Annotated in this window: 20 protein-coding genes and 1 other RNA gene; 14 read left to right on the top strand and 7 right to left on the bottom strand. The window is 61.8% G+C overall.

All coding sequences use genetic code 11. The features are described from left to right. Positions 1 to 21: 21 nt before the first annotated feature. Both HQ394_RS00925 and HQ394_RS00920 read right to left on the bottom strand, forming a co-directional pair. Positions 22 to 573 (bottom strand): hemerythrin domain-containing protein, encoded by a 552-nt coding sequence (locus HQ394_RS00925; RefSeq protein WP_190261633.1) that lies wholly within the window; start codon positions 571 to 573, stop codon positions 22 to 24. Between the two features lie 287 nt (positions 574 to 860). Further along, the gene (locus HQ394_RS00920) at positions 861 to 1,013 is read right to left on the bottom strand and encodes a hypothetical protein (protein WP_190261632.1); all 153 of its coding nucleotides are present in this window, start codon (positions 1,011 to 1,013) and stop codon (positions 861 to 863) included. 145 nt (positions 1,014 to 1,158) lie between these two features. Here HQ394_RS00920 and HQ394_RS00915 point away from each other — a divergent pair, with 145 nt between their 5' ends. The 6 genes from HQ394_RS00915 to HQ394_RS00890 all read left to right on the top strand — a co-directional run bounded on the left by HQ394_RS00915 (position 1,159) and on the right by HQ394_RS00890 (position 8,021). Then, on the top strand, positions 1,159 to 2,094 hold the full coding sequence (locus HQ394_RS00915) for an STAS domain-containing protein (RefSeq protein ID WP_456151468.1): 936 nt from the start codon (positions 1,159 to 1,161) through the stop codon (positions 2,092 to 2,094). Positions 2,095 to 2,104: 10 nt separating this feature from the next. Then, positions 2,105 to 2,494 (top strand): STAS domain-containing protein, encoded by a 390-nt coding sequence (locus HQ394_RS00910; RefSeq protein ID WP_190261631.1) that lies wholly within the window; start codon positions 2,105 to 2,107, stop codon positions 2,492 to 2,494. Beyond that, positions 2,475 to 2,879 (top strand): ATP-binding protein, encoded by a 405-nt coding sequence (locus HQ394_RS00905; protein ID WP_190261630.1) that lies wholly within the window; start codon positions 2,475 to 2,477, stop codon positions 2,877 to 2,879. The genes HQ394_RS00910 and HQ394_RS00905 overlap by 20 nt, the downstream gene beginning before the upstream one ends. Before the next feature lie 6 nt (positions 2,880 to 2,885). Beyond that, the gene (locus tag HQ394_RS00900; RefSeq protein WP_190261629.1) at positions 2,886 to 3,896 is read left to right on the top strand and encodes an ATP-binding SpoIIE family protein phosphatase; all 1,011 of its coding nucleotides are present in this window, start codon (positions 2,886 to 2,888) and stop codon (positions 3,894 to 3,896) included. Continuing rightward, on the top strand, positions 3,893 to 5,659 hold the full coding sequence (locus tag HQ394_RS00895; RefSeq protein WP_190261628.1) for an ATP-binding protein: 1,767 nt from the start codon (positions 3,893 to 3,895) through the stop codon (positions 5,657 to 5,659). The genes HQ394_RS00900 and HQ394_RS00895 overlap by 4 nt, the downstream gene beginning before the upstream one ends. Beyond that, positions 5,652 to 8,021 carry a response regulator gene (locus HQ394_RS00890; RefSeq protein WP_190261627.1) on the top strand — a complete coding sequence of 790 codons (2,370 nt, stop codon included), beginning with the start codon at positions 5,652 to 5,654 and terminating at the stop codon, positions 8,019 to 8,021. Before HQ394_RS00895 ends, HQ394_RS00890 begins: the two co-directional genes overlap by 8 nt. An 86-nt stretch (positions 8,022 to 8,107) precedes the next feature. Here the strand turns inward: HQ394_RS00890 and HQ394_RS00885 are convergent, their stop codons facing one another. After that, a complete protein-coding gene (locus tag HQ394_RS00885) occupies positions 8,108 to 8,422 on the bottom strand; it encodes a BON domain-containing protein (RefSeq protein ID WP_190261626.1) in 315 nt (104 codons plus the stop codon). Positions 8,423 to 8,652: 230 nt separating this feature from the next. Here HQ394_RS00885 and HQ394_RS00880 point away from each other — a divergent pair, with 230 nt between their 5' ends. Beyond that, positions 8,653 to 8,850, top strand: coding sequence for a PLDc N-terminal domain-containing protein (locus HQ394_RS00880; RefSeq protein WP_190261625.1), 198 nt, complete (start codon positions 8,653 to 8,655; stop codon positions 8,848 to 8,850). A 56-nt stretch (positions 8,851 to 8,906) separates the two neighbouring features. Here HQ394_RS00880 and HQ394_RS00875 read toward each other — a convergent pair whose 3' ends face one another. Together HQ394_RS00875 and HQ394_RS00870 are read right to left on the bottom strand one after the other, a co-directional pair. After that, positions 8,907 to 9,593 (bottom strand): sigma-70 family RNA polymerase sigma factor, encoded by a 687-nt coding sequence (locus tag HQ394_RS00875; protein ID WP_190261624.1) that lies wholly within the window; start codon positions 9,591 to 9,593, stop codon positions 8,907 to 8,909. A gap of 19 nt (positions 9,594 to 9,612) precedes the next feature. Continuing rightward, a complete protein-coding gene (locus HQ394_RS00870; protein ID WP_190261623.1) occupies positions 9,613 to 9,867 on the bottom strand; it encodes a hypothetical protein in 255 nt (84 codons plus the stop codon). 368 nt (positions 9,868 to 10,235) lie between these two features. Between HQ394_RS00870 and HQ394_RS00865 the strand changes: the two genes are divergently transcribed. The 5 genes from HQ394_RS00865 (at position 10,236) to HQ394_RS00845 (ending at position 14,250) form a co-directional block, all read left to right on the top strand. Further along, complete coding sequence (locus HQ394_RS00865; protein WP_190261622.1) at positions 10,236 to 11,039, top strand: response regulator; 804 nt, start codon at positions 10,236 to 10,238, stop codon at positions 11,037 to 11,039. Between the two features lie 202 nt (positions 11,040 to 11,241). Beyond that, complete coding sequence (locus tag HQ394_RS00860; RefSeq protein WP_190261621.1) at positions 11,242 to 11,499, top strand: GlsB/YeaQ/YmgE family stress response membrane protein; 258 nt, start codon at positions 11,242 to 11,244, stop codon at positions 11,497 to 11,499. Between the two features lie 71 nt (positions 11,500 to 11,570). Next, positions 11,571 to 11,905: a transfer-messenger RNA gene (ssrA, locus tag HQ394_RS00855) on the top strand. A gap of 83 nt (positions 11,906 to 11,988) precedes the next feature. After that, the gene (locus tag HQ394_RS00850; RefSeq protein WP_190261620.1) at positions 11,989 to 12,462 is read left to right on the top strand and encodes an SspB family protein; all 474 of its coding nucleotides are present in this window, start codon (positions 11,989 to 11,991) and stop codon (positions 12,460 to 12,462) included. A gap of 156 nt (positions 12,463 to 12,618) precedes the next feature. Beyond that, positions 12,619 to 14,250 (top strand): fumarate hydratase, encoded by a 1,632-nt coding sequence (locus HQ394_RS00845; protein ID WP_190261619.1) that lies wholly within the window; start codon positions 12,619 to 12,621, stop codon positions 14,248 to 14,250. Positions 14,251 to 14,316: 66 nt separating this feature from the next. On the opposite strand, the gene HQ394_RS00840 is transcribed toward HQ394_RS00845, so the two are convergent. After that, on the bottom strand, positions 14,317 to 15,309 hold the full coding sequence (locus tag HQ394_RS00840) for a TAXI family TRAP transporter solute-binding subunit (RefSeq protein ID WP_190261618.1): 993 nt from the start codon (positions 15,307 to 15,309) through the stop codon (positions 14,317 to 14,319). A gap of 238 nt (positions 15,310 to 15,547) precedes the next feature. Here HQ394_RS00840 and HQ394_RS00835 point away from each other — a divergent pair, with 238 nt between their 5' ends. Then, entirely contained in the window at positions 15,548 to 16,900 is a 1,353-nt protein-coding gene (locus tag HQ394_RS00835) for a mechanosensitive ion channel family protein (protein WP_190261617.1), read from the top strand. A gap of 30 nt (positions 16,901 to 16,930) precedes the next feature. Here the strand turns inward: HQ394_RS00835 and HQ394_RS00830 are convergent, their stop codons facing one another. Next, positions 16,931 to 18,043 (bottom strand): TRAP transporter substrate-binding protein, encoded by a 1,113-nt coding sequence (locus tag HQ394_RS00830; protein ID WP_190261616.1) that lies wholly within the window; start codon positions 18,041 to 18,043, stop codon positions 16,931 to 16,933. A 317-nt stretch (positions 18,044 to 18,360) separates the two neighbouring features. On the opposite strand from HQ394_RS00830, the gene HQ394_RS00825 reads away from it, so the two are divergent. Then, positions 18,361 to 20,475, top strand: a complete 2,115-nt coding sequence (locus tag HQ394_RS00825) for an FAD-dependent oxidoreductase (protein ID WP_190261615.1) — start codon at positions 18,361 to 18,363, stop codon at positions 20,473 to 20,475. Positions 20,476 to 20,552: the final 77 nt, after the last annotated feature.

The raw sequence follows: 20,552 nt of genomic DNA, 5'->3' as shown, positions 1-20,552 counted from the left end.
CCATCCCGCCCGGCGTGACCATCAGGCATTCGACTGCATAAGTTCTGCCTTACGGGCGGCTATTTCCCCACCAAGTGCCTTGAGATCCATGCTGCTTTCGCGGCATTCAGGAAACAGTTCGGTTTCTTCCTCTTCGACGTGGTGCTTGACGTATTCGCCCAGCACAGTGACCTTCGCATCGAACAGCGGGTCGCCCACCGCCATCTTTTCGATTTCGGCGATCAGTTGCTTGGCACTGGCGTGCTCGACCGCGGCCTCGTCCAGCAGATCATCGTCCACCTCGGACTCCCGTGCCGCCGGATAGAAGATCTCCTCCTCCACTTGCGTATGCACGGTAAGCGCCCGGCAAATGTTGCGGGCCAGAGCTTCCTTCTTTCCGTCGTCATCCGTCTTGTCGAACTCGGCAAACCAGCCACGAACTTCCTTGTGATCACTCTTGAGCAGCTTGATTGCATCTTCCGGCTTGGCGGCGGCGCGCGCCGTCTTGCGCTGCACTCGGGCGCCCGTCTTCGGCTTGGTCGCCCGTGTCTGGGACTTACTGGGGGTAGATGCTTTTGCTGTCGCTGTCGGCATGTTGCAGCCCTTTCGTCGTCGGAATGTTCACGTCAGTGATGGAGAGGCCAGGAACGCGCCGGCCTCACCGACACAGGTTGAACGGGGCACGACCGTATGAGTTCCATCATATGAACCCATCACAGTGCATATTCGTAAGTAAAATATGCAAAATCGTCGACGGAGATCACGCCGGACACGTTGTTATTCCGGCACACCACTACAGCGTTATTTTGATCTATTGGTGCTACAGCAACAGCTGGCGCTTCACTACCTATCGTTGACCGCGCTTTTTGTGCCGCCCAAAATTACGCCGCCCGCAGGATACGCAGGAGTGCATTAGGCGAGGGTGTGGGATGGCCGCGCGCATCGTGCTCGCTTGTTTCGCGGTCGGCTTTGCGCGCCGCCAGTTCATCCTCCATGATCTGCAACACCCAGGCTTCGAGCTCTTTCGGCACCATCGTGCACTCCCCTTCGCTTCACGAGCAGCGACGGAACGTGCCCTGGGCAAAACCGTTCCGCATATCCGTTGCATTTCCCCGCCAATTGGCACAGATCCCAACATCGTGGGTGTTTTCGCTTGCACCTCGCTAAGGCGGTGGTTGGGTGACAATCCCCGACGAATCGCAGGGAAGAGAGAGGGTTGCAGCCGTGCATGTAAATCTCGCCAACGTCCTGGTGCAGAATGAGACGCAGATTCTGACGGAATGGCTCGATTCCCTGACAGCATCGAACGTCACCAGGGGCACTCGTCTCAATCGAGCCGAAGTCGAGCGAGAGTGCCGTACGGTTTTGCGTCTACTCATTGAAGCCGTCGCGGCAGGCCCCGATGGCGGCACCGCGGCGTTCGAGCGGCTGCACGACGTTCTCAGCAGCTTATCGCGATCGCGGGCGATGCAGGGGATTTCCCCCAGTGAGACGGCGATGTTCGTCTTTGGGCTCAGGCAACCGCTATTCCGCCTGTTGCAACAGGCCTATGCCGCACATGCGGAGGCCTTTGCCGAGGCCGCATGGCAAGCAACGCTGCTGCTGGATCGGCTCGGCCTCTTCACCATGGAGGTCTTCCAGAAGAGCCGCGAGGAGATCATTCAGCGCCAGCAACGAGAACTCACCGAGCTGTCGACGCCGGTGGTCAAGCTTTGGGACGGCATTCTCGCCCTGCCATTGATCGGCACCCTTGATAGCGAACGGACGCAGGTGGTGATGGAAAACCTACTGCAGAGCATTGTCGAACACAGCGCCGAGATCGCCATCATCGACATAACCGGTGTGCCAACCGTCGACACGCTGGTGGCGCAGCATCTACTGAAGACCGTGGCCGCAGCACGGCTGATGGGGGCGGATTGCCTCATCAGTGGCATTCGCCCGCAGATCGCCCAGACCATGGTCCACCTGNGGGTGGAACTCAACGTGGTGTCGAAGGCTACCCTGGCCAGTGCGTTTGCCGTCGCACTGCAGCGGCTTGGCCGTGAAGTCACCGCGATGCGGGGAACTGGCAGCGGTAGAGGGCTCTCGCGCGACTTCGGCCTCGCTGACGACTAGGAGTGCCGCGGTGGAGCGCATACCGATCCTGGCCATGGGCAAAGCGCTGCTCATTACCATTCAAGTGGACATGCACGACCGACTGGCGCTCGCCCTGGAAGAGGATCTGACCAACAGGATCGCCAGCACCGGGGCACGAGGTGTCCTCATCGATATTTCCTCCCTGGAAATCGTTGATAGCTTCATCGGTCGCATGCTTGACAATATTGCCGCCGTCTCCCGTGTTCTCGATGCGGAGACCGTCGTCGTTGGCATGCGTCCCGCCGTCGCCATTACCCTGGTGGAACTGGGGCTGTCCTTGACAGGGGTTAAGACGGCGCTGAACGTTGAACGGGGCATGGCCCTGCTCCGCAGCCAATGTGCAACCCGGCGGGGCACGCATGACCACCGCAGAGGGTGACGTTTTTGCCATCCGCACTTCACAGGACGTTGTCATCGTTCGCCAGGAGGTGCGCGCGCGGGCGGTGAAGGCCGGTCTTGGCCTGGTCGACCAAACGAAAATCATCACCGCGGCGAGCGAGCTTGCCCGCAACACCCTCGACTACGGCGGGGGTGGCACAGTAGTCATGGAAGCGATCGAGGCCAACGGTCGCCGGGGCGTGCGTCTCACCTTTGAGGATCATGGCCCGGGGATCGCCGATATCGAGCTGGCGATGAAGGATGGCTACACTTCCGGCCAGGGATTGGGCCTGGGACTGGGCGGTTCCAGGCGGCTGGCCAACGAGTTTTTTATCGAATCGCGGATCGGCGAAGGGACGAAAGTCGTTATTACCCGTTGGAAATGATGGACCATGGCCACGATCGCGCTGACTGTCACTGAACAGAGCCAGATCTCGGAAGCGCGACGCTACGCGGTGGAACGCGCCCAGGCCCTCGGCTTTGGTGACACTGATGCGGGGCGCATCGCCATTGTCGTTACCGAATTGGCTAGCAATCTCGTGAAGCATGCGCAGAGCGGCGAGATGATTATCGCCGATTTTGACGACGAAACGGGGACCGGCATCGACCTCCTGGCGCTCGATAAGGGCCCCGGGATTACCGATGTCGCCGCCTGTCTGCGCGATGGCTATTCGACCGCCGGCAGCGCCGGTCAGGGGCTGGGAGCGGTGCGGCGACAATGCCATGTCTTTCACATTGTCTCGACGCCGCCGATGGGCACGGCAATCCTCGCCCGCCACTATGCCGGCCAGCCAATGAGCGGCCCAGATCGATCCGAGCCGTCGTTCGGCGCCGTCGCCGTGCCGAAATACGGCGAGCAGGTCTGCGGCGATGCCTGGTGCGCCGTGGTCGGCGATGAGGGCGAATTGCGGCTGATGCTGGCAGACGGGCTCGGGCATGGACCGGCGGCAGCGACGGCCGCCGTCGAAGCGGTGCGCTTGTTTCGTCGCTTCGTCCACGAGGATCCCGCCTCGGTGGTGGCGCACATCCATGCGGGTATGCGTCACACGCGCGGTGCTGCCGTCGCCATTGCCTGCCTGCAGCCGGACCGACGGCGGGCCACCTTTTGCGGTATCGGTAACATCGCCGGAACAATTGTTAGCGACGGCCAGACGCGGCGAACGGTATCGCAGAACGGAACGGCCGGCCTTTCCGCTCGCCGCATTCAGGCCTTCGACTACGACCTCCCTACCCCGTTTCTGTTCGTCCTCAACAGTGATGGCCTGCATACCAACTGGTCGATCGAGCGCTATCGTGGTCTGCAGTCGGTACACNCCAGTGTTCTGGCGGGCGTGCTCTATCGCGATTTCAGTCGCGGCCGCGACGACGTGAGCGTGCTTGTCGCGCACGGGCGGGCGGCGTGAGCTGGCCAATCATCACGACGACTCTGCAGCACGAAAGCGATCTCGTTGCTGTTCGCCAGCGGGCCAAGCGCATCAGTGAATTGCTCGGTTTCGATGCGCAGGAGCAAACCCGTCTCGCCACGGCAGTGTCGGAGATTGCCCGCAACGCCCTCACACACGGCGGTGGCAGCGGCAGTGCCGAGTTTCTCGTGACCATCGAGGCTTCGCGCGCCTTTCTCGTCCGTATTCGTGACCACGGCCGCGGCATAGCCGACCTGGAAGCCGTGTTGGGCGGTGCTGGCGCAGCGACGACCGCCCGGCAGGGGCGCGGCATTATCAATGCACGCCGGTTGGTCGAGCACTTCCACATTCAGTCGACGCCAGACGGCACACTGGTGGAACTCGGCAAGCCGCTGCCAACCGGCTCGCAGGGCGTTTCCGCCGCCGGTGCGCTTGCCATCGCCAAGCAACTCGCCCGCGAACGCAGCGACGATCCCTTGCTGGCGCTGCGCGAGCAGAGCCGGGAGCTGCTGGAAAGCCTGAACGACGCCCGCGAACGCCAGGAGGAACTGGCGCGGCTGAACCGTGAACTGGAAGATACCAACCGCGGTGTGGTGGCCCTGTATGCGGAATTGGACGAGCGCGCCGAACAGCTTCGCCGCGCCAATGAGCTGAAAACACGCTTTCTCTCCAATGTCAGCCATGAGTTGCGCACGCCGCTCAATTCAGTGCTGGCACTGAGCCGGCTGTTGCTCGACCGTGCCGATGGCGATCTTGGCAGCGAGCAGGAACGCCAGGTCTCGCTGATCCTCAGCTCCGCCTCCAACCTGCTGGAGATGGTCAACGACCTGCTCGATCTGGCCAAAGTGGAAGCCGGTCGGATCGAAACGAAGCTGGAGCTGTTCACGGTAGCCGACCTGTTCGCCGGATTGCGCGGGGCACTGAAACCACTCTTGAGCAGCGACGCCGTCGATCTGCTGTTCGAAGCGGACAGTGATCTGCCGCTGCTGTGGACCGATGAGGCAAAAGTGGCGCAGATCTTGCGCAATTTCATTTCCAATGCGCTGAAATTTACCGAACAGGGCGAGGTGCGGGTGCGCGCGTCGCACGACGCCGAGCGAGGCCAGGTCGTCTTTGCCGTCAGTGATACCGGCATCGGCATCGAAGCGGAAAACCACGAGCGCATTTTCGAAGAGTTCGTGCAAATTCAAAGCCGGCTGCAGCTGCGCGGCAAAGGCACCGGCCTGGGCCTGCCTCTGTCGCGGAAGCTGGCCGAACTGCTGGGCGGTGCGGTGGATGTGGATAGTACCCTGGGGCGCGGTGCCACGTTCTATCTCCGCATCCCGCCCGACCAGGACGCAAGACACCTCACGACCGATGACGACGCGCCGCTGCAGCATCCGAAGCGGGCGCTGGTGGTGGATGATGACGAAAGCNTCCGTTACCTGCTACGGCAGCTGTTGACGGCCGAGCCGCAGTTGCTGGTGGTGGAAGCTGTCGACGGAGTGGAAGGTCTTGCCAGCATCGCCACGTACAAGCCCGATGTTGTCATTCTGGATTTGCAAATGCCGGTGCTGGATGGATTTGCTGTCCTGGATGCCTTGGCGGAGGACATCTCGACGCGCGAGATTCCGGTGATTGTATCGACGTCACTGCCTGTCGACACACTCCTGCGGCAGCGTCTGCGGCGCGCCTTCGTCGTGGTGCCGAAAGAGGCCTTGACCCGGCAGCGCCTCCTCGCCCTGGTGCGGCGAGCGGTGCGTGGACAGACCAGCCATGCCTGAGACAAGGCCGGCGCGGGTGCTGGTGGTCGACGACACGGAGCCGGCCCGCTACGCGACCGCCCGCACCCTGCAACGCGCCGGCTTTACCGTGGTGGAAGCCGGCTCCGGCGAAGAAGCACTGCGGCAGATTGCTGAGGGTGGCATCGACGCTGTCGTGCTCGATATCAAATTGCCGGATATTTCCGGCCTCGAAGTCTGTCGGACCATCAAGCGCGACCATCCCGACATCATGGTGCTGCAGCTTTCGGCTACCTTCGTCAGCAGCGGCGACCGGATCAAAGGCCTCGACAGCGGCGCCGACTACTACCTCGGCCAACCGGTTGAACCGGCGGAGCTGGTGGCGACGCTCGGCGCGCTGATGCGGATTCGTGCGGCCGAAGCGGCCGTGCGGCTCAGTGAAGCCCGTTTCCGGGCGATCGCCGAGACCATGCCGCAGGTGGTCTGGTCGGCCCGCCCCAATGGCACCTACGAATACTTCAACAGCCGGTGGTACGCCTATACCGGCATGCCGCCCGGGACACTCAGCACCGCAGCAGCGAGGCAGGGCTGGTGCGCCGCCGTGCAGACCGATGATCAGGCACGAGTCACCAACTCCTGGCTGCACTCACTTGCCAGTGGCGAGCCGTTCGAGATGGAGTGCCGGTTGCGTTCCGGCGATGGCAGCTACCGCTGGTTTCTCGCCCGTGCCCTGCCCATCCACAATGAAGCTGGCGCCATCATCCGCTGGTTTGGCACCTGCACCGACATCGAAGACATTATCAACGCGCGTGAGGTGCTGGCCCGCAGCCAGACGGAGCTGGAAGCGATGGTCGCCGTCCGCACGCGTGAGATCGCCGAGGCCAACGAACGACTGCGCCACGAGCGCGCATTTTCCGAACTGCTGGTGGCGAGCAGTGCGGACGGGATCATCGCTTACGACGACGACCTGCGCTACACGCTCTGGAACAAGGCAATGGAGCGGATTTCCGGCCTTTCTGCATCGAATGCGCTCGGCCGGACAGTAGGCGACCTGCTGCCCTTCCTGCGTGGTGAACCCGAACAGGCGATGCGCCGCGTCCTCCAGGGTGAGACGGCGCACATGCGCGACCAACGCTACACCTTCGCCGACAGCGGCCGCGAAGGCTGGCTGGAGGCCGACTGCACCCCGCTGCGGGCAACCAACGGCGAGATCATCGGCGCCATTGCCTTCATTCGTGACATCACCGAACGCCGCGCGGTCGAAGAGCAACTGCGTCAGACACAAAAGCTCGAAGCCCTCGGCCAACTGACCAGCGGCGTTGCCCACGACTTCAATAACCTGCTTTCGGCCATCCTCGGCAACCTGGACCTGATCCGCAAGCATCTCCCGGCGTCGAACAGTGACCTTACTCACCTCCTGGACCTGGCCTTGCAGGGCGCGGAACGGGGTCAGACGCTAACCCAGCGGCTCTTGGCCTTCGCGCGACGACAGGATCTGCGGCCTGGATTGGTCGACATCCCGCAGCTGTTGGTGGGCATGCGCGAACTCATTCAGCGTTCGATTGGCCCGACGATCACGATCGAACTGCGGCTGGCGGACGATCTTGAACCTGCCTGTGTTGATGCCAACCAGCTGGAGCTGGCGATTCTCAACCTCGCGGTGAATTCCCGCGACGCGATGCCGGCCGGTGGCGCTTTGGTCATTGCTGCCGACAATCTGGTGGTCGGCGATAGGGAGCAGTTGGCCCCCTCTCCCGGCCACTATGTGTGCCTCTCGATCACGGACAACGGCACCGGGATGGATGAGAAAACCATGGCTCGCGCCGTCGATCCGTTTTTCACCACCAAGGGCCCCGGCAAGGGCACCGGACTGGGGCTGTCGATGGTGCACGGCCTCGCTGCCCAGTCGGGAGGCTTCCTGCGGCTTCACAGTCGGATCGGCGTCGGGACCACGGTTGAAATTTTGCTGCCCCGTGCGGTGGTCCGTCGCCCGCGGAGGGTCGATAGCGAACAAATGCCAGCGATGAAAAGCGGGCGTCTGACGGTGCTGTTGGTCGAGGACGACTGGCTGATCGCGCTAAGCACGCAGGCGATGATCGAAGACCTCGGGCATGTGGTACACACCGCCACCTCGGCAACAAAGGCGCTGGATCTGCTTCGATCCGGGCCGACCTTTGACCTCGTCCTCACCGATCAGGCAATGCCGGGGATGACGGGGGTGGAACTTGCCGGCCACATTCGTCGCCAGTGGCCGGGTCTGCCGGTGCTGCTGGCGACGGGCTATGCAGAGCTGCCGATGCTATCCGCCGCCGAACTGCCGCGCCTCGCCAAGCCATTCCGCCAGGATGATCTCGCGGCGGCAATCTATCAGCTGATGCAACAGGTGCAGACAAAGCGCCGGTAGCAGAATCGGCAGCCCGCGAGACCCAGGGCAGTAGCCTGGAATCCCGCGGGCACATAATGACTGATACACAGTTGTAGGCGCGACGTTCACTTGACGATGAGATTGTTGTCGACCACGCGGACGCCGTCGACACTTCGCGCCACTTGTCCCGCCCGGCTCTTGGCAGCAGCAGAATCAACGAAGCCGCTGAGCTGAACGCGATCCTTGAAGGTGGCAACGTCGATATCCGTCGAGCTCAACTCCGGATCGGCAACGATCGCCGCTCGCACTTTCGTCGCCATGATGCTGCTGTCGAAGTATTGGCTGGTGCTTTCTTCCTTGCTGCTGCCCGAGCAGGCGGCAAGCGCGAAGAGTGCCAGCGCAATCACCCACACGACCCCACGTTGATGCCTCGTCTTCATCCTCAATCTCCTATTCCGAACATCGTCAAATGCCGCCATTGTTCGACGAACGATGGCGGGCGATCCTGGCGTATCCAACGCACGGATGGTGAATGTGTTCCGAACAATAGAGATTTTGGCCGAAGTAGTACCGAGGGAACCGAGGCTTCTGGTCCGCGTTTTGCTTCGAATCCACTGTTACTGTGCTTCAGCGACGAAGCTGGGGAACAGAGAACTCAAAGGAGATAAGCATGGGATTGGACATTGGCGGCGGCATAATTGGTCTGATCGTTCTCGCGCTCGATGTCTGGGCGATCATCAACGTGATCGGCAGCTCGGTCTCGCTAGTCGCAAAAATCCTTTGGATACTCGCCATCCTGGTGCTGCCGATCATCGGCCTGATTGCTTGGCTCATTGCCGGACCGCGCAAGGGCGTCGTTACCGCGTGATGGCCGCAACTGCTCGGCCGACACCTCAATGCCGGCCGAGCGACTGGGTTAGTAGATTATTTGGCGATGGAGACTAACGCACTGTCCTGATTGAGCCTGCGCCGCCGATCGGATTGCAACGCGGAACGGATCGGAACATCGCCATCAGCTTGGATGGCATCCTCGCTGTCTGCGCCACGGGGCGAACCTTCGGCCCTGACCGCATCGTCGCGATCACGCCGCACTGCACCGCGTCCCGTCTGACCCATCAGCATGTCCTGCAAGGCGTTACGGGCGCGGCCGACCCGGCTCTTGACGGTACCGACGGCGCAGCCGCAAACCTGCGCCGCGTCTTCATATGACAGGCCGTGCACCGCCACGAGAATGAGCGCTTTGCGCTGAGCCGAGGGCAGCTTGCTCACCGCCCGGTCCAGATCACGCAGGATCAGTGAATCGATCTGGTTGGGGGCGATCTGGCACAGGGAATTATCCACCAATTCGCTCGAAACAACGACCGGACGACGGCGGCGATAATTGGAGATATTCAAGTTGTGCATGATGGTGAAAATCCAGGCCTTGAAATTGGTGCCTGGAATAAACTGATGCGCTGCCATTGAGGCACGCACCACCGCATCCTGGACGAGGTCATCTGCAAGATCGTCGCGCCGGCAAAGGTAGCGCGCAAACGAACGCATGTGAGGAAGACATTGCGTAAGTTCAGCGTAAAACTCTGCTGATGGCAACTTTGTTTCCGCTGTGTCCATACGACACTCCTATCAAAACCTAGCTTTCTGAGACTTTATTATTTTTTTCTTTTTGGAATCCAGCGATCAGTTTCAGCAATTCTTCAGGTATTGGCTCGTCTACAACAGGTCCATAAAGGATCGTCAGTTTTTGCCGCAACCACTCCTCGAATGCCACATCAGTCGTTGACCCAGGGACAGAAGCGGCAGCTGCCGTGCCGCCGTCTTCGGGTAGACGCTTCGCTGTCTTCCCCTGCGGGTGGGTTCCTTTCGAATTCTTTCTCCCTTTGCCCACTACCCGATCCTTATCCACTGTGCGGTAAAGCCCAAACAGCAAGACATGAGGAAAGCACACAGCGGGACTACCAGAACGTGAACGATCGGACGTAGACGTCGGTTCCAGAGTTTCTTCTTACCACATAGGGTCTGGCTGCGGGTTTCCAAGGAGCGTCCTGGGCCGTGACATGAGGATGCGCTTACAGCGAGCCAGCGCACCGAACGCGTCGTCAACTGACGACAATCTTCGGCAGAGTCATCGCAATATGCTAGCATCAGTATTAAGCTTATATCGCAGCCGAGCGCGCAAAAACGATCGTGGATTGGCTAAGGTCTCCTGTGAGCGAACCGGGCCGCGGGTGACTGGTGGAATGGAGAGTGATCTCGGTGGACACCGAAACGGTTTTGGCCTTGCTGCCGCAGCTCCGTCGCTACGCCCGAGCCCTGACGGGTTCGCAGATGCGGGGCGATACCTATGTCCGCTTGTGTCTCGAAACAATCCTCGAAGAGCCCGCTCGAATGCGCAGTTCGGCGACGAAGCTGGAGCTTTTTCGTGTTTTTCATGATGGATGGCGCGCGATCAATCGCCAACCCCAGGACGAATGCCCGCCAGCACTGGCCGCCATCAGGCGGGTAGAGCATGGCTTGGCGGAGCTGCCGAGCGTCGAGCGCCAATTGCTGCTGCTGACATGTCTGGAGGGTTTCTCCCTGACTGAAGCGGCCGGCATCGTTGGCCTTGACGTCGGAGATGCGCAGACGGTGTTGAGCAAGGCGCAGCAGGCGGTTCGGCTTGAAACGTCGGTGCCGATCATGATCATCGAGGATGAGCCGCTGATTGCTATGGACCTGGCGCGAATCGTTGGTGAAATGGGTCACGTTGTCTGCGCGACGGCGGCGCGCCAGACGCAGGCGATCGAATTGGCCCGGAGCAAGAAGCCATCGCTGATTCTCGCCGATATCCAGTTGAGCGGGGATGAAAGCGGCATCGTTGCCGTCCGCGACATCCTCAAGAGTGTCGACGTCCCGGTGATCTTCGTCACCGGCTATCCGGAGCGGCTACTGACCGGTGAGGACATCGAGCCGGCCTTCGTCATGACCAAGCCCTTCGATCCCGAAGCGCTTAAGATGTTCATCAGTCAGGCGCTGGCCGTATTGCCGCCACCGCTCGATCGCACCAAAGACGTTGCCTGAGAAGATACTGCCTGAGAAGACACTACTGACCAGTTTGCAACGCCTTGCGCAGCTTCCAAGGATTGGCGCGCGATGAAGAGCCCGCCGCTCGACATCGCGAGCAGCCACAAAGCTCAATTCTGACGGAACCACACCGATCATTTCATGTTAGGACGTTGTCCGCGCGTGTGCGCTTTCAACCTCGGACCTTAGGAAGGATGAAATGGGAATTTTGAGCTGGATTGTATTTGGATTGATCGCCGGGCTCATTGCGAAGCTGATCATGCCCGGCAATGATCCCGGTGGCTTCATCATTACGATCCTCCTCGGCATCGTTGGCGCCGTCGTCGGCGGCTTCATCGCCAACGGTCTGGGCTACGGTGGCGTCGACGGGTTCAATTTCGGCAGCTTCGCTGTCGCGGTGATTGGCTCCCTGGTGCTCCTCATTGGCTACCGGATGCTGCGCGGCCGGTCCACATAACGCTGCGCGGTGGGGCGAATGCTCGGCGTCGGGCATTGCCGACAGTTAATGCGATTAATGCGATGCGCGATAACCTTGCGCCGCTAGTCACCCCGGCAATATATTAGCTCTGTCGAGCAATCGACTATGGCGATAAATGGCCCTGNNCGGAATAGACGTTGCGGACCCGGGGGCGGTACCCGGCGCCTCCACCAATTTCCACCCGACCCCAGCGNNGTCAGGTGGCGCAGCGGGGGCGAAATAGGATCGACGTGCGTGATAAAGGCTAGGTTTTTGCCCNGGCATGGTACCGCCGTTATCGGGCCAATATGATAGATAGATGCCAACGATAATCAGGCATATGCTTTGGCCGCTTAAGGCCNNTGAGCGGGGTTCGGAGGGCACCTGGCACCAGAAGCCCTCCACTCGTCGGCCCCTCTCCCTGGGGGGACGTTCAGAATACCCTGGCGGCCAAAATCGACAGGCGGTGAGACGCAAGGAGTCGCGGAGATGCCTTCTTCCCTGTTGCCGTACGAAACATGGGTCGAAGAGGCGCTGCGCGGCGTCGTCCGCAAGGCCCTGGCGTACACGGTCGAACACGGTCTTGCCTCTCCCCATCACTTCTACATCACCTTCGCTACCGATGCGCCCGGCGTTGATATGCCGGACTGGTTGCGTGCCCAGTATCCAGAGGCGATGACGATCATTCTGCAGCATCAATTCTGGGACCTGCAGGTGAGCGAGGAGCGCTTTTCGGTCAGTTTGCGCTTTCATGGACGGCCGGCGCAACTGACGGTGCCTTTCGACACCATCCAGGCGTTCGGCGACCCAGGGGTCAATTTTGGTTGCATCTTCACGCGCTGCCTGGTCTGGCGGATGATGATGCCGNAGGGTGACCAGCCGCACGCAGAGGGGGCGCCGGCCCAGCCTGCAACCGAGCTGCCGGCCAAGGTAATCGCCCTCGACACCTTTCGCAAAAAGTAGCACAAATCGCCCCCAAACTGCGTTGAGGCAAGGNCGGCAGAAGGCCGCGATCCGGGCAGCATCGGCTGCGGTTCGTCTACGCCGCCCCTGTCGCGGGCACGCCGCCTTCGACTGCGATAAACGAAACCACAGCCATGTGGACGGAAGGGGTCGAGGATGAGCGAGCAAGCCTACCAAGAGATGTTTCCCCTGGGCGAGGATACGACGCCCTACCGCAAGCTGACCACCGAGCATGTGACGACGATCCGCGCCAATGGCCGCGAAGTCCTCGAGGTGGCTCCCGAAGGGTTGACGCTGCTCGCCGATCAGGCGATGCGCGACTGCCAGCACCTGCTGCGCCCCGGCCATCTGGCGCAACTGCGCAAGATCCTCGACGACCCCGAAGCCTCGGCCAACGATCGCTTTGTCGCCATCGAGTTGCTGAAGAACGCCAACATTGCCGCTGGTCGGGTACTCCCCATGTGCCAGGATACCGGCACCGCCATCATCATGGGCAAGAAGGGCGAAAACGTCTGGACCTCCGGCGATGACGAGGCAGCGCTCGCCGCTGGCATCCGTAAGGCCTACACCGAGACCAACCTGCGCTACAGCCAAGTGGCGCCACTCGACATGTACACCGAGGTCAACACTGGCACCAACCTGCCGGCACAGATCGACATCTACTCGACCAAAGGCAACGCCTACAAATTCATGTTCATGGCCAAGGGCGGCGGCTCGGCCAACAAGACCTACCTCTACCAGGAGACCAAGGCGCTGCTGAACCCGAAGCGGCTGATGGAGTTTCTCGACGAGAAGATCCGTACCCTCGGCACCGCAGCCTGTCCGCCCTACCATCTCGCCATCGTCATCGGTGGCACCTCGGCCGAACTGGCGTTGAAGACGGTCAAGCTCGCCTCGGCACGCTACCTCGACGGCCTGCCGACCGCCGGCAACAAGGCGGGCCAGGCGTTCCGCGATCTGGAGATGGAAGCGGCCGTTCATGAGATGACCCGCAGCATGGGCATCGGCGCCCAGTTCGGCGGCAAGTACTTCTGCCACGACGTCCGGGTGATCCGGCTGCCACGCCATGGTGCGTCGTGTCCCGTCGGCATCGGCGTCTCCTGTTCCGCCGATCGCCAGATCCTCGCCAAGATCACCAAGGACGGCATCTACCTCGAGAAGCTGGAAGACAACCCGGCGCAGTACCTGCCCGAGGCAGTAGCCGCCGATCTCTCCTCCGAGGTGGTGAAGATCGATCTCACCCAGCCGATGGACGAGATCCGCAAAACCCTCAGCCAGTATCCGGTCACTACCCGCGTCTCGCTCACCGGGCCGATGATCGTCGCTCGCGACATTGCCCATGCGAAACTAAAGGAAGCCCTCGACCGCGGCGAAGCGCTGCCGCAGTACTTCAAGGATCTCTGCGTCTACTATGCCGGCCCGGCGAAGACGCCTGAGGGTTTGGCTTCCGGCTCCTTCGGTCCGACCACGGCGGGACGGATGGACGCCTACGTCGATGAGTTCCAGGCTGCCGGCGGCAGCATGGTGATGCTGGCGAAGGGTAACCGCTCGCAGCAAGTGACCGATGCGTGCAAGAAGTACGGCGGCTTCTATCTCGGCTCGATCGGCGGTCCCGCCGCCCGGCTGGCGCAGGACTGCATCAAGAAGGTGGAGTGCATTGCCTTCCCCGAACTCGGAATGGAAGCGATCTGGCGGATCGAAGTGGAAGACTTCCCCGCCTTCATCATCGTCGACGACAAGGGCCACGACTTTTTCGCCAAGTTCATGAAGCCCGGCGCCGGGCACTGACCCCTCGCCCGTCTGTCTACGTCTCCCAGCACGCTTAGCGCCGCGGTCCCAGCCCGGGCCGCGGCGTCAGTGTTTGAGAAGCCCTGCTTCACGATAGTAGCGGACGGCGCCGGCGTGCAGCGGTGCCGTCAGCCCGACGCTGGTCATATCTTCGCGCTTGAGCGATGCGAAGGCAGGGTGGGCGGAGCGAAACTTGTCAAAATTCTCGAACACTGCCCGCACCACCTGCTCGACAACAAGAGGATCGGTGCGCGCCGAGGTCACGAAGGTGGCAAGGGCGCCGAAGGTGTGGACATCGTCGGCGTTCGAGGTGTAGGTGCCGCCGAGGATCGTCGCCGACTGATAATACGGGTAGCTGGAAATCATCTGATCGATCAACTCGCTGGGCAACGGGATCAGGATCGCCCCGCACGAGTTGATGGCGTCGGCCATTGCCTGGTTCGGATGGCCGACCATGAAGATCGCAGCATCCACTTTATCATCGCACAGCGCCTTCGCCTCCTCGTCTAGCCCCAGGTCCTCGGTGACGGCAAAGTCTTCCACCGTCCATCCCATGGCCGCCATGACCTTATCCATGGTGCTGCGCTGGCCGGAGCCGGGATTGCCGATATTCACCCGCTTGCCCTTCAAGTCCTCGAAACGATCGATGCCGGCATCGCGGCGGGCAATCACCGTGAACGGCTCAACATAGAGCGAGAAGACCGAACGCAGATTGGGATCACGCCCGGCATCCTTGAATGCCGCATCGCCAGTGAAGGCGTGATATTGCCAGTCCGATTGGACCAGCGCGAAGTCGAGCGCTCCACGTCGGATCGCCCGCAGATTGGCAAGCGAGCCTTCGGCGCTGAGGGCAAGACAACGCAGGCCGGTCTCAAAGCGCCGCTGATTGACAAAATCGCAGATGAGACCGCCGGTGAGATAGTAGACCCCCGACTTACCACCGGTACCGATCGAGATCAGGCGCGACGTGGACGTCGGCGAAATGTCGGCGTGTCCCGTTTCCGCAGTGAGGCCGAGCACCGCCAGCACTCCGGCCAGGATCAGGCGAGAAACCAGCATCGGAACGCGCCCGCGCGCTACCTGCGAAGCTAGTCGGCGGCCGGCCAGGATGAGCACGCAAAACCCTGACCGAGAGTAAAAACGACGCCCGAAAAGCAATGAGGGTCTCCTCTCCGCTGCCCGCTCTATCACTATACACAAGCGGCCTCCCAACATAAGACGCACTCTGGCATTAGAGACACGTTGGCATTAGAGGCACTCGGGCGCACTGGTGTCTTTCCGATGGGAGAAGGCGTCGATGATATACGGATTGGACAAGCTGATCGATTGGATTGCGCTGCGAAATCTACAGATGCGGGTGGAAAACTGGATCATCAGTGATTTCCTCGTCGCCGCAACGCTCGCACAACTTGCCGCCCTGGCCGCAACCTTCGGCATCGCCTACCTCGCCTCGCGGCCTCTACAAAATCGCCTCACCGATTTGGTGGCGCGGTTCCGCTGGCGGCAGAAGACCATGCAAATGCTCACTACCGCCGGCCGCTCGATCGTCCTGCCGCTGATCGCCTTCCTGCTGTTATCGGCCGCCATCGCCGTCGCCGACGCACTCGGCTGGCCACACCTGCTCCTCGATACGTCCGTCAACCTGATCGGCGTGTGGGTCGTCATCCGGCTGACCTCCGGATTGATCCAGCACGAGACCCTGGCGCGCGTGATCACCATCGCCGCCTTTGCCGTTGCCGCCCTCAACCTTTTCGGCCTGCTACCGCTTGCGATCCAGTTTCTCGATGGGCTCGGCTTTCACTTTTCCGGCATCTACATCTCGGCGCTGTCGATCCTGAAAGGCGTACTGACAGTTACGGTGCTGGTCTGGGTCGCCACCACCACTTCCGATCTGCTTGAACAGCGGGTGCAGCNNGCGCGCGCGCTCACGCCCTCCTTCAAGGTTCTCACCGGCAAGCTGTTGCGGTTGTCGTTGATGACGATCGCCATCGTCTTTGCCCTCGGCAGTGTCGGCATCGACCTGACGGCGTTCGCCGTGTTCACTGGCGCAGTCGGCGTCGGCGTCGGCTTCGGCCTGCAGAAACTGGTCTCGAACCTGGTCAGCGGCGTCATCCTCCTGCTCGATCGCTCGATCAAGCCGGGTGATGTCATCGAGGTCGGCGATACCTATGGCTGGGTCTCGGCACTCAATGCCCGCTATGCCTCGGTGACCACCCGCGATGGCAAGGAGTGGTTGATTCCGAACGAGGATTTGATCACCCAGCGAGTAACCAACTGGTCCTACAGTTCCGACCAGTTGCGTCTGCAGGTTCCGTTCGGCATCGCCTATGCCTCCGATGTCCGCAAGGCGATCGGGCTTGCTGTCGAGTCGGCGAAGCAGGTGAGCCGCGTTCTGCGTGATCCCGCACCGGTCTGCCGGCTGATGGGTTTTGGTGACAGTGCGGTCAATCTGGAGCTGCGCGTGTGGATCCGCGATCCCCACAATGGGGTGGTCAACGTCAAGAGCGAGATTCTCCTAAACATCTGGGACCACTTCCAGGAGGCCGGCGTACAGTTTCCGTTCCCACAGCGTGACCTGCATATCCGTTCCGACTCGCAGTTGAGCGTCTCGGTCGAACGCACCCGGCGGCCAGCGGGCGAGGCCGCCTGACGCTGTCGCTATCGCCGTTCACCGGGTGGCTCAGCCTTCACGAGCCGCCTGTGCCAGGACGAACCGGTCGAAGGTGTGCTCGGCGATGGAGAACCATTCGTATTCGAGCTTACGGAACTGCAGCCATGGCTCGAACACCTTCTTGAACCATGCGTTCTTCGCAGCCGTTTCGGCATACACGTCGAAGGTTGCCTTGTAGCAGGCTTCCAGCACGTCCTTGGGAAAGGCCTTGAGAACGGCGCCCTGACTGACCAAGCGGCGCAATGCCGGCGGGTTCTCCGCATCGTACTTGGCGAGGGTCAGCACGTTCGCTTCGGCGCAGGCCATCGTCAGCACTTCCTTGTAGAACTTCGGCAGCGCATCCCATTGCTTGATATTGACGAGAAAGGTGAGTTGCGGCCCACCTTCCCACCAGCCCGGATAGTAGTAATACTTGGCGACTTTGTAGAACCCGAGTTTCTCGTCGTCGTAGGGTCCCACCCACTCCGCCGCGTCGATCGTTCCTTTTTCCAGCGCCGGATAGATGTCGGTGCCGAGAATTTGCTGCGGCACGACGCCCAGGCGGCTCATCACGTTGCCAGCAAAGCCGCCGATGCGGAACTTCAGTCCCTTCAGGTCATCAAGGCTGTTGATTTCCTTACGGAACCAGCCGCCCATCTGAGCGCCGGTGTTGCCACAGGGGAACTGGACGAGGTTATAGCCCTTGAAGAACTCGCGCATCAGTTCGAGGCCTCCACCATAATACATCCAGGCATTTTGTTGCCGGGCGGTGAGACCGAAGGGGACAGCAGCGTCGAAGGCAAAGGTGGGATCCTTGCCGACGTAGTAATAGCTGACGGTATGGCCGCACTCGACGGTCTCGTTCTGCACCGCATCGAGCACCTGCAGTCCAGGCACCAGTTCGCCAGCAGCGAAGACGCGGATCTGGAACTTATCGTCGGTGAGGCTGGCGACCCGCTTGGTAACGATCTCGGCGGCACCAAAGATCGTATCGAGACTCTTCGGGAAGCTCGACGCACAGCGCCACCTGATCTCCGGCATCGTCTGGGCGACGGCGGGCGCAGCGAGTGCCGAGACGGCGGCTCCGGTGCCGATTCCGGCAGCTTTGAGGCTGGCAACCTTGAGAAACCTGCGTCTTTCCATTTGGCGATCTTCTCCGGGGAAACGCTGTGGTTACACGCGACCTGCATGGGCAACAGTTGCCTGTCTTGCGCTCATCGCCCCCGCGCCGCCTTTTGATTGCCAGCATACTGACGCAGCCGCCGGCATCCAGACAATCGCCGAATTGGTCACCTTCGGCGAACGCATAACCACCTCAGACGCAAGCGCAGGGTTCGCAGCCGCGTTCAATGTGACCAACCTATGGAAACGCTAACCAGACGGCATTTCCATCGGCCAGGCGGTCGCCGGCATCATTGTCTCCGCTACGCGATTTTTTGTGCCCATGAGCGGAGATGACCATGTCCCAGCGTCTGCAAGTCGATCGTTTCGTGCCGGCGCTTGCCCCCGCGGTGGAGACCGCAGCTGACGGTCTTGCCTTCCTCTCCAAGCGTCTCTGGCCGCTGCTTGACCTGATGATTCGCCTGCAACTCGCCAGTGTCTTTTTCACCTCCGGCGTGCTCAAAGCCTCCTCATGGCCGACCACTGTGCTCCTGTATACCATCGAGCACCCGCTCAAGGGGGTGCCGGCGACGACGGCAGCGACCATCGGTACCGGCATTGAACTGGTTTGCCCGATCCTTCTGGTGCTCGGGCTGTTCACCCGCCTTGGTGCCCTGCCGCTACTGTTGACCGCAGCGTTTCTGCAATTCACCTACAAGGCGCTGCCTGATCATCTATTCTGGATGGCGCTGCTCGGCCTGCTGACGCTGCGTGGTGCGGGGCCGATTGCCATCGATGCCTTTGTCGGTCCGCATCTGGCCAACGCGCCGCTGCCGCTGGCTCGTCACTTTGCCGCTCTTGGCGTGGCGCTGCGTCGTTATGCGGCGCCGGTCCTGACGATGCTGCTCCGGGTGTGGCTGGCATCCATGATCTGGCACGGCCTCCTGGTTTCGCAGCCGCTGGTCATTCAGGTGGTGGGCGTTTTCGCTTCGCTGGCGTTCGTCGCCGGCTTGGCGACGCATCTCGCCGCGGTGATCATTCTGCTGCTGGTCGTGTTGCTGCCGACAAATGCCGCGCTCCTGGGCGAGCCGGTTTATCCTCTTCTGCTGCTGGCATCCTTTGCCCTGCAGGGCGGCGGTCCCCTCGCCGTTGATCGTCTCCTGGCGGGCTCGATCAAGCGTTGGTTTCCGGCACTGGCACCCAGCGACCAATGGCTGGCCGATGCACCCCGCGTCCTTATCGTCGGCGCCGGCTTCGGCGGCATCGCCGCGGCGCAGGGCCTGCGCTACGCCCGGGCCCGGGTTACCTTGATCGATCGCCGCAACTATCACCTGTTCCAGCCCCTGCTCTACCAGGTGGCCACGGCGAGCCTGTCGCCGGCCGACATCGCCACCCCCATTCGCACCCTGGTTCGCGATCAGCGTAACTGCACTGTCCTGATGGGACGGGTTACCGGTATCGATCGCGCGGCCCGCCAGGTGCAAATTGGCGAGCGTACGATCGGCTACGACTTGCTCGTACTTGCTACGGGTGCAAGGCACAGTTACTTCGGCAAGGACGCCTGGGAGTCGCTGGCGCCGGGCCTGAAGAAGATCGATGACGCCACGGCCATACGCGCGCGCATCCTTGCCGCCTTCGAACAGGCGGAGAGCTGCGAGGATGCGGCGGAGCGTTGCCGGCTGCTTACATTCGTCATCGTCGGCGCCGGGCCGACCGGTGTTGAGCTGGCGGGGGCCATCGCCGAACTTGCCCAGCATGGTCTGCAGGGCGAGTTCCGTCGCGCCGATCCCGCCTCGGCGCGCGTCATCCTGGTGCAGTCAGCGCCACGCGTCCTGCCGGCAATGGCGGACTCGCTGGCCGCCGCCGCCCTCGTCTCGCTGCGGCAGTTGGGTGTCGACGTACGCCTGAATGCGCGCGTCGAGCAGATCGATGCGGCGGGAGTCACCGTGGGTGGCGAACGGATCGCTGCCGGCACTGTCCTTTGGGCCGCAGGTGTCATGGCTTCTGCGGCAGGCCGCTGGCTCGATGCCAAGCGCGACAATGCCGGCCGCATCATCGTCGAGGCCGATCTTGCGGTTGCCGGTATCGACGGCGTCTGGGCGATCGGCGACACTGCCGCCTGCCCCTCGCCCGAGGGCGGCACCCTCCCCGGCCTCGCCGCCGTCGCCAAACAGCAAGGACGGCACGTGGCTCGCACCATTCGCGCCCGCCTTGAAGGCGGTGCGACGCCGGGAGCGTTTCGCTACCGGAACCTGGGCACCATGGCGACCATTGGACGCAAGGCCGCGGTCGCTGATATTCTCGGTCTGAAGCTGTCGGGAGCCGTCGCCTGGTGGCTATGGTCCTTCGTGCATGTCGCCTTTCTCGTCGATGTCCGCGCCCGCGTCGCGGTGCTGCTTGATTGGTTCTGGTCCTATCTCACCTATGGCCGCAGCATGCGATTGATCACCGGTCGAGAGGGTGGCGCCGATTGACCGCACGCGCTGCCAGCGCAAAGCTTGCTTGCACCGAGCGAGAAACCAGTTAATGCTGATTTACAAAGCTGGTAAAA

Origin of the sequence: Defluviicoccus vanus (genome assembly GCF_014672695.1) — a bacterium.
Lineage (GTDB): Bacteria > Pseudomonadota > Alphaproteobacteria > Rhodospirillales > Defluviicoccaceae > Defluviicoccus > Defluviicoccus vanus.
This window is presented reverse-complemented; position numbering and strand designations above follow the sequence as displayed.

Bases quoted from the DNA above. Each gene is read 5' to 3' on its own strand.
- HQ394_RS00890 (WP_190261627.1), top strand. From the start codon at position 5,652: ATGCCTGAGACAAGGCCGGCGCGGGTGCTGGTGGTCGACGACACGGAG.
- HQ394_RS00845 (WP_190261619.1), top strand. From the start codon at position 12,619: ATGAGCGAGCAAGCCTACCAAGAGATGTTTCCCCTGGGCGAGGATACG.
- HQ394_RS00925 (WP_190261633.1), bottom strand. From the start codon at position 573: ATGCCGACAGCGACAGCAAAAGCATCTACCCCCAGTAAGTCCCAGACA.
- HQ394_RS00920 (WP_190261632.1), bottom strand. From the start codon at position 1,013: ATGGTGCCGAAAGAGCTCGAAGCCTGGGTGTTGCAGATCATGGAGGAT.
- HQ394_RS00830 (WP_190261616.1), bottom strand. From the start codon at position 18,043: ATGGAAAGACGCAGGTTTCTCAAGGTTGCCAGCCTCAAAGCTGCCGGA.
- HQ394_RS00860 (WP_190261621.1), top strand. From the start codon at position 11,242: ATGGGAATTTTGAGCTGGATTGTATTTGGATTGATCGCCGGGCTCATT.
- HQ394_RS00885 (WP_190261626.1), bottom strand. From the start codon at position 8,422: ATGAAGACGAGGCATCAACGTGGGGTCGTGTGGGTGATTGCGCTGGCA.
- HQ394_RS00840 (WP_190261618.1), bottom strand. From the start codon at position 15,309: ATGCTGGTTTCTCGCCTGATCCTGGCCGGAGTGCTGGCGGTGCTCGGC.
- HQ394_RS00875 (WP_190261624.1), bottom strand. From the start codon at position 9,593: ATGGACACAGCGGAAACAAAGTTGCCATCAGCAGAGTTTTACGCTGAA.
- HQ394_RS00880 (WP_190261625.1), top strand. From the start codon at position 8,653: ATGGGATTGGACATTGGCGGCGGCATAATTGGTCTGATCGTTCTCGCG.
- HQ394_RS00825 (WP_190261615.1), top strand. From the start codon at position 18,361: ATGTCCCAGCGTCTGCAAGTCGATCGTTTCGTGCCGGCGCTTGCCCCC.
- HQ394_RS00905 (WP_190261630.1), top strand. From the start codon at position 2,475: ATGACCACCGCAGAGGGTGACGTTTTTGCCATCCGCACTTCACAGGAC.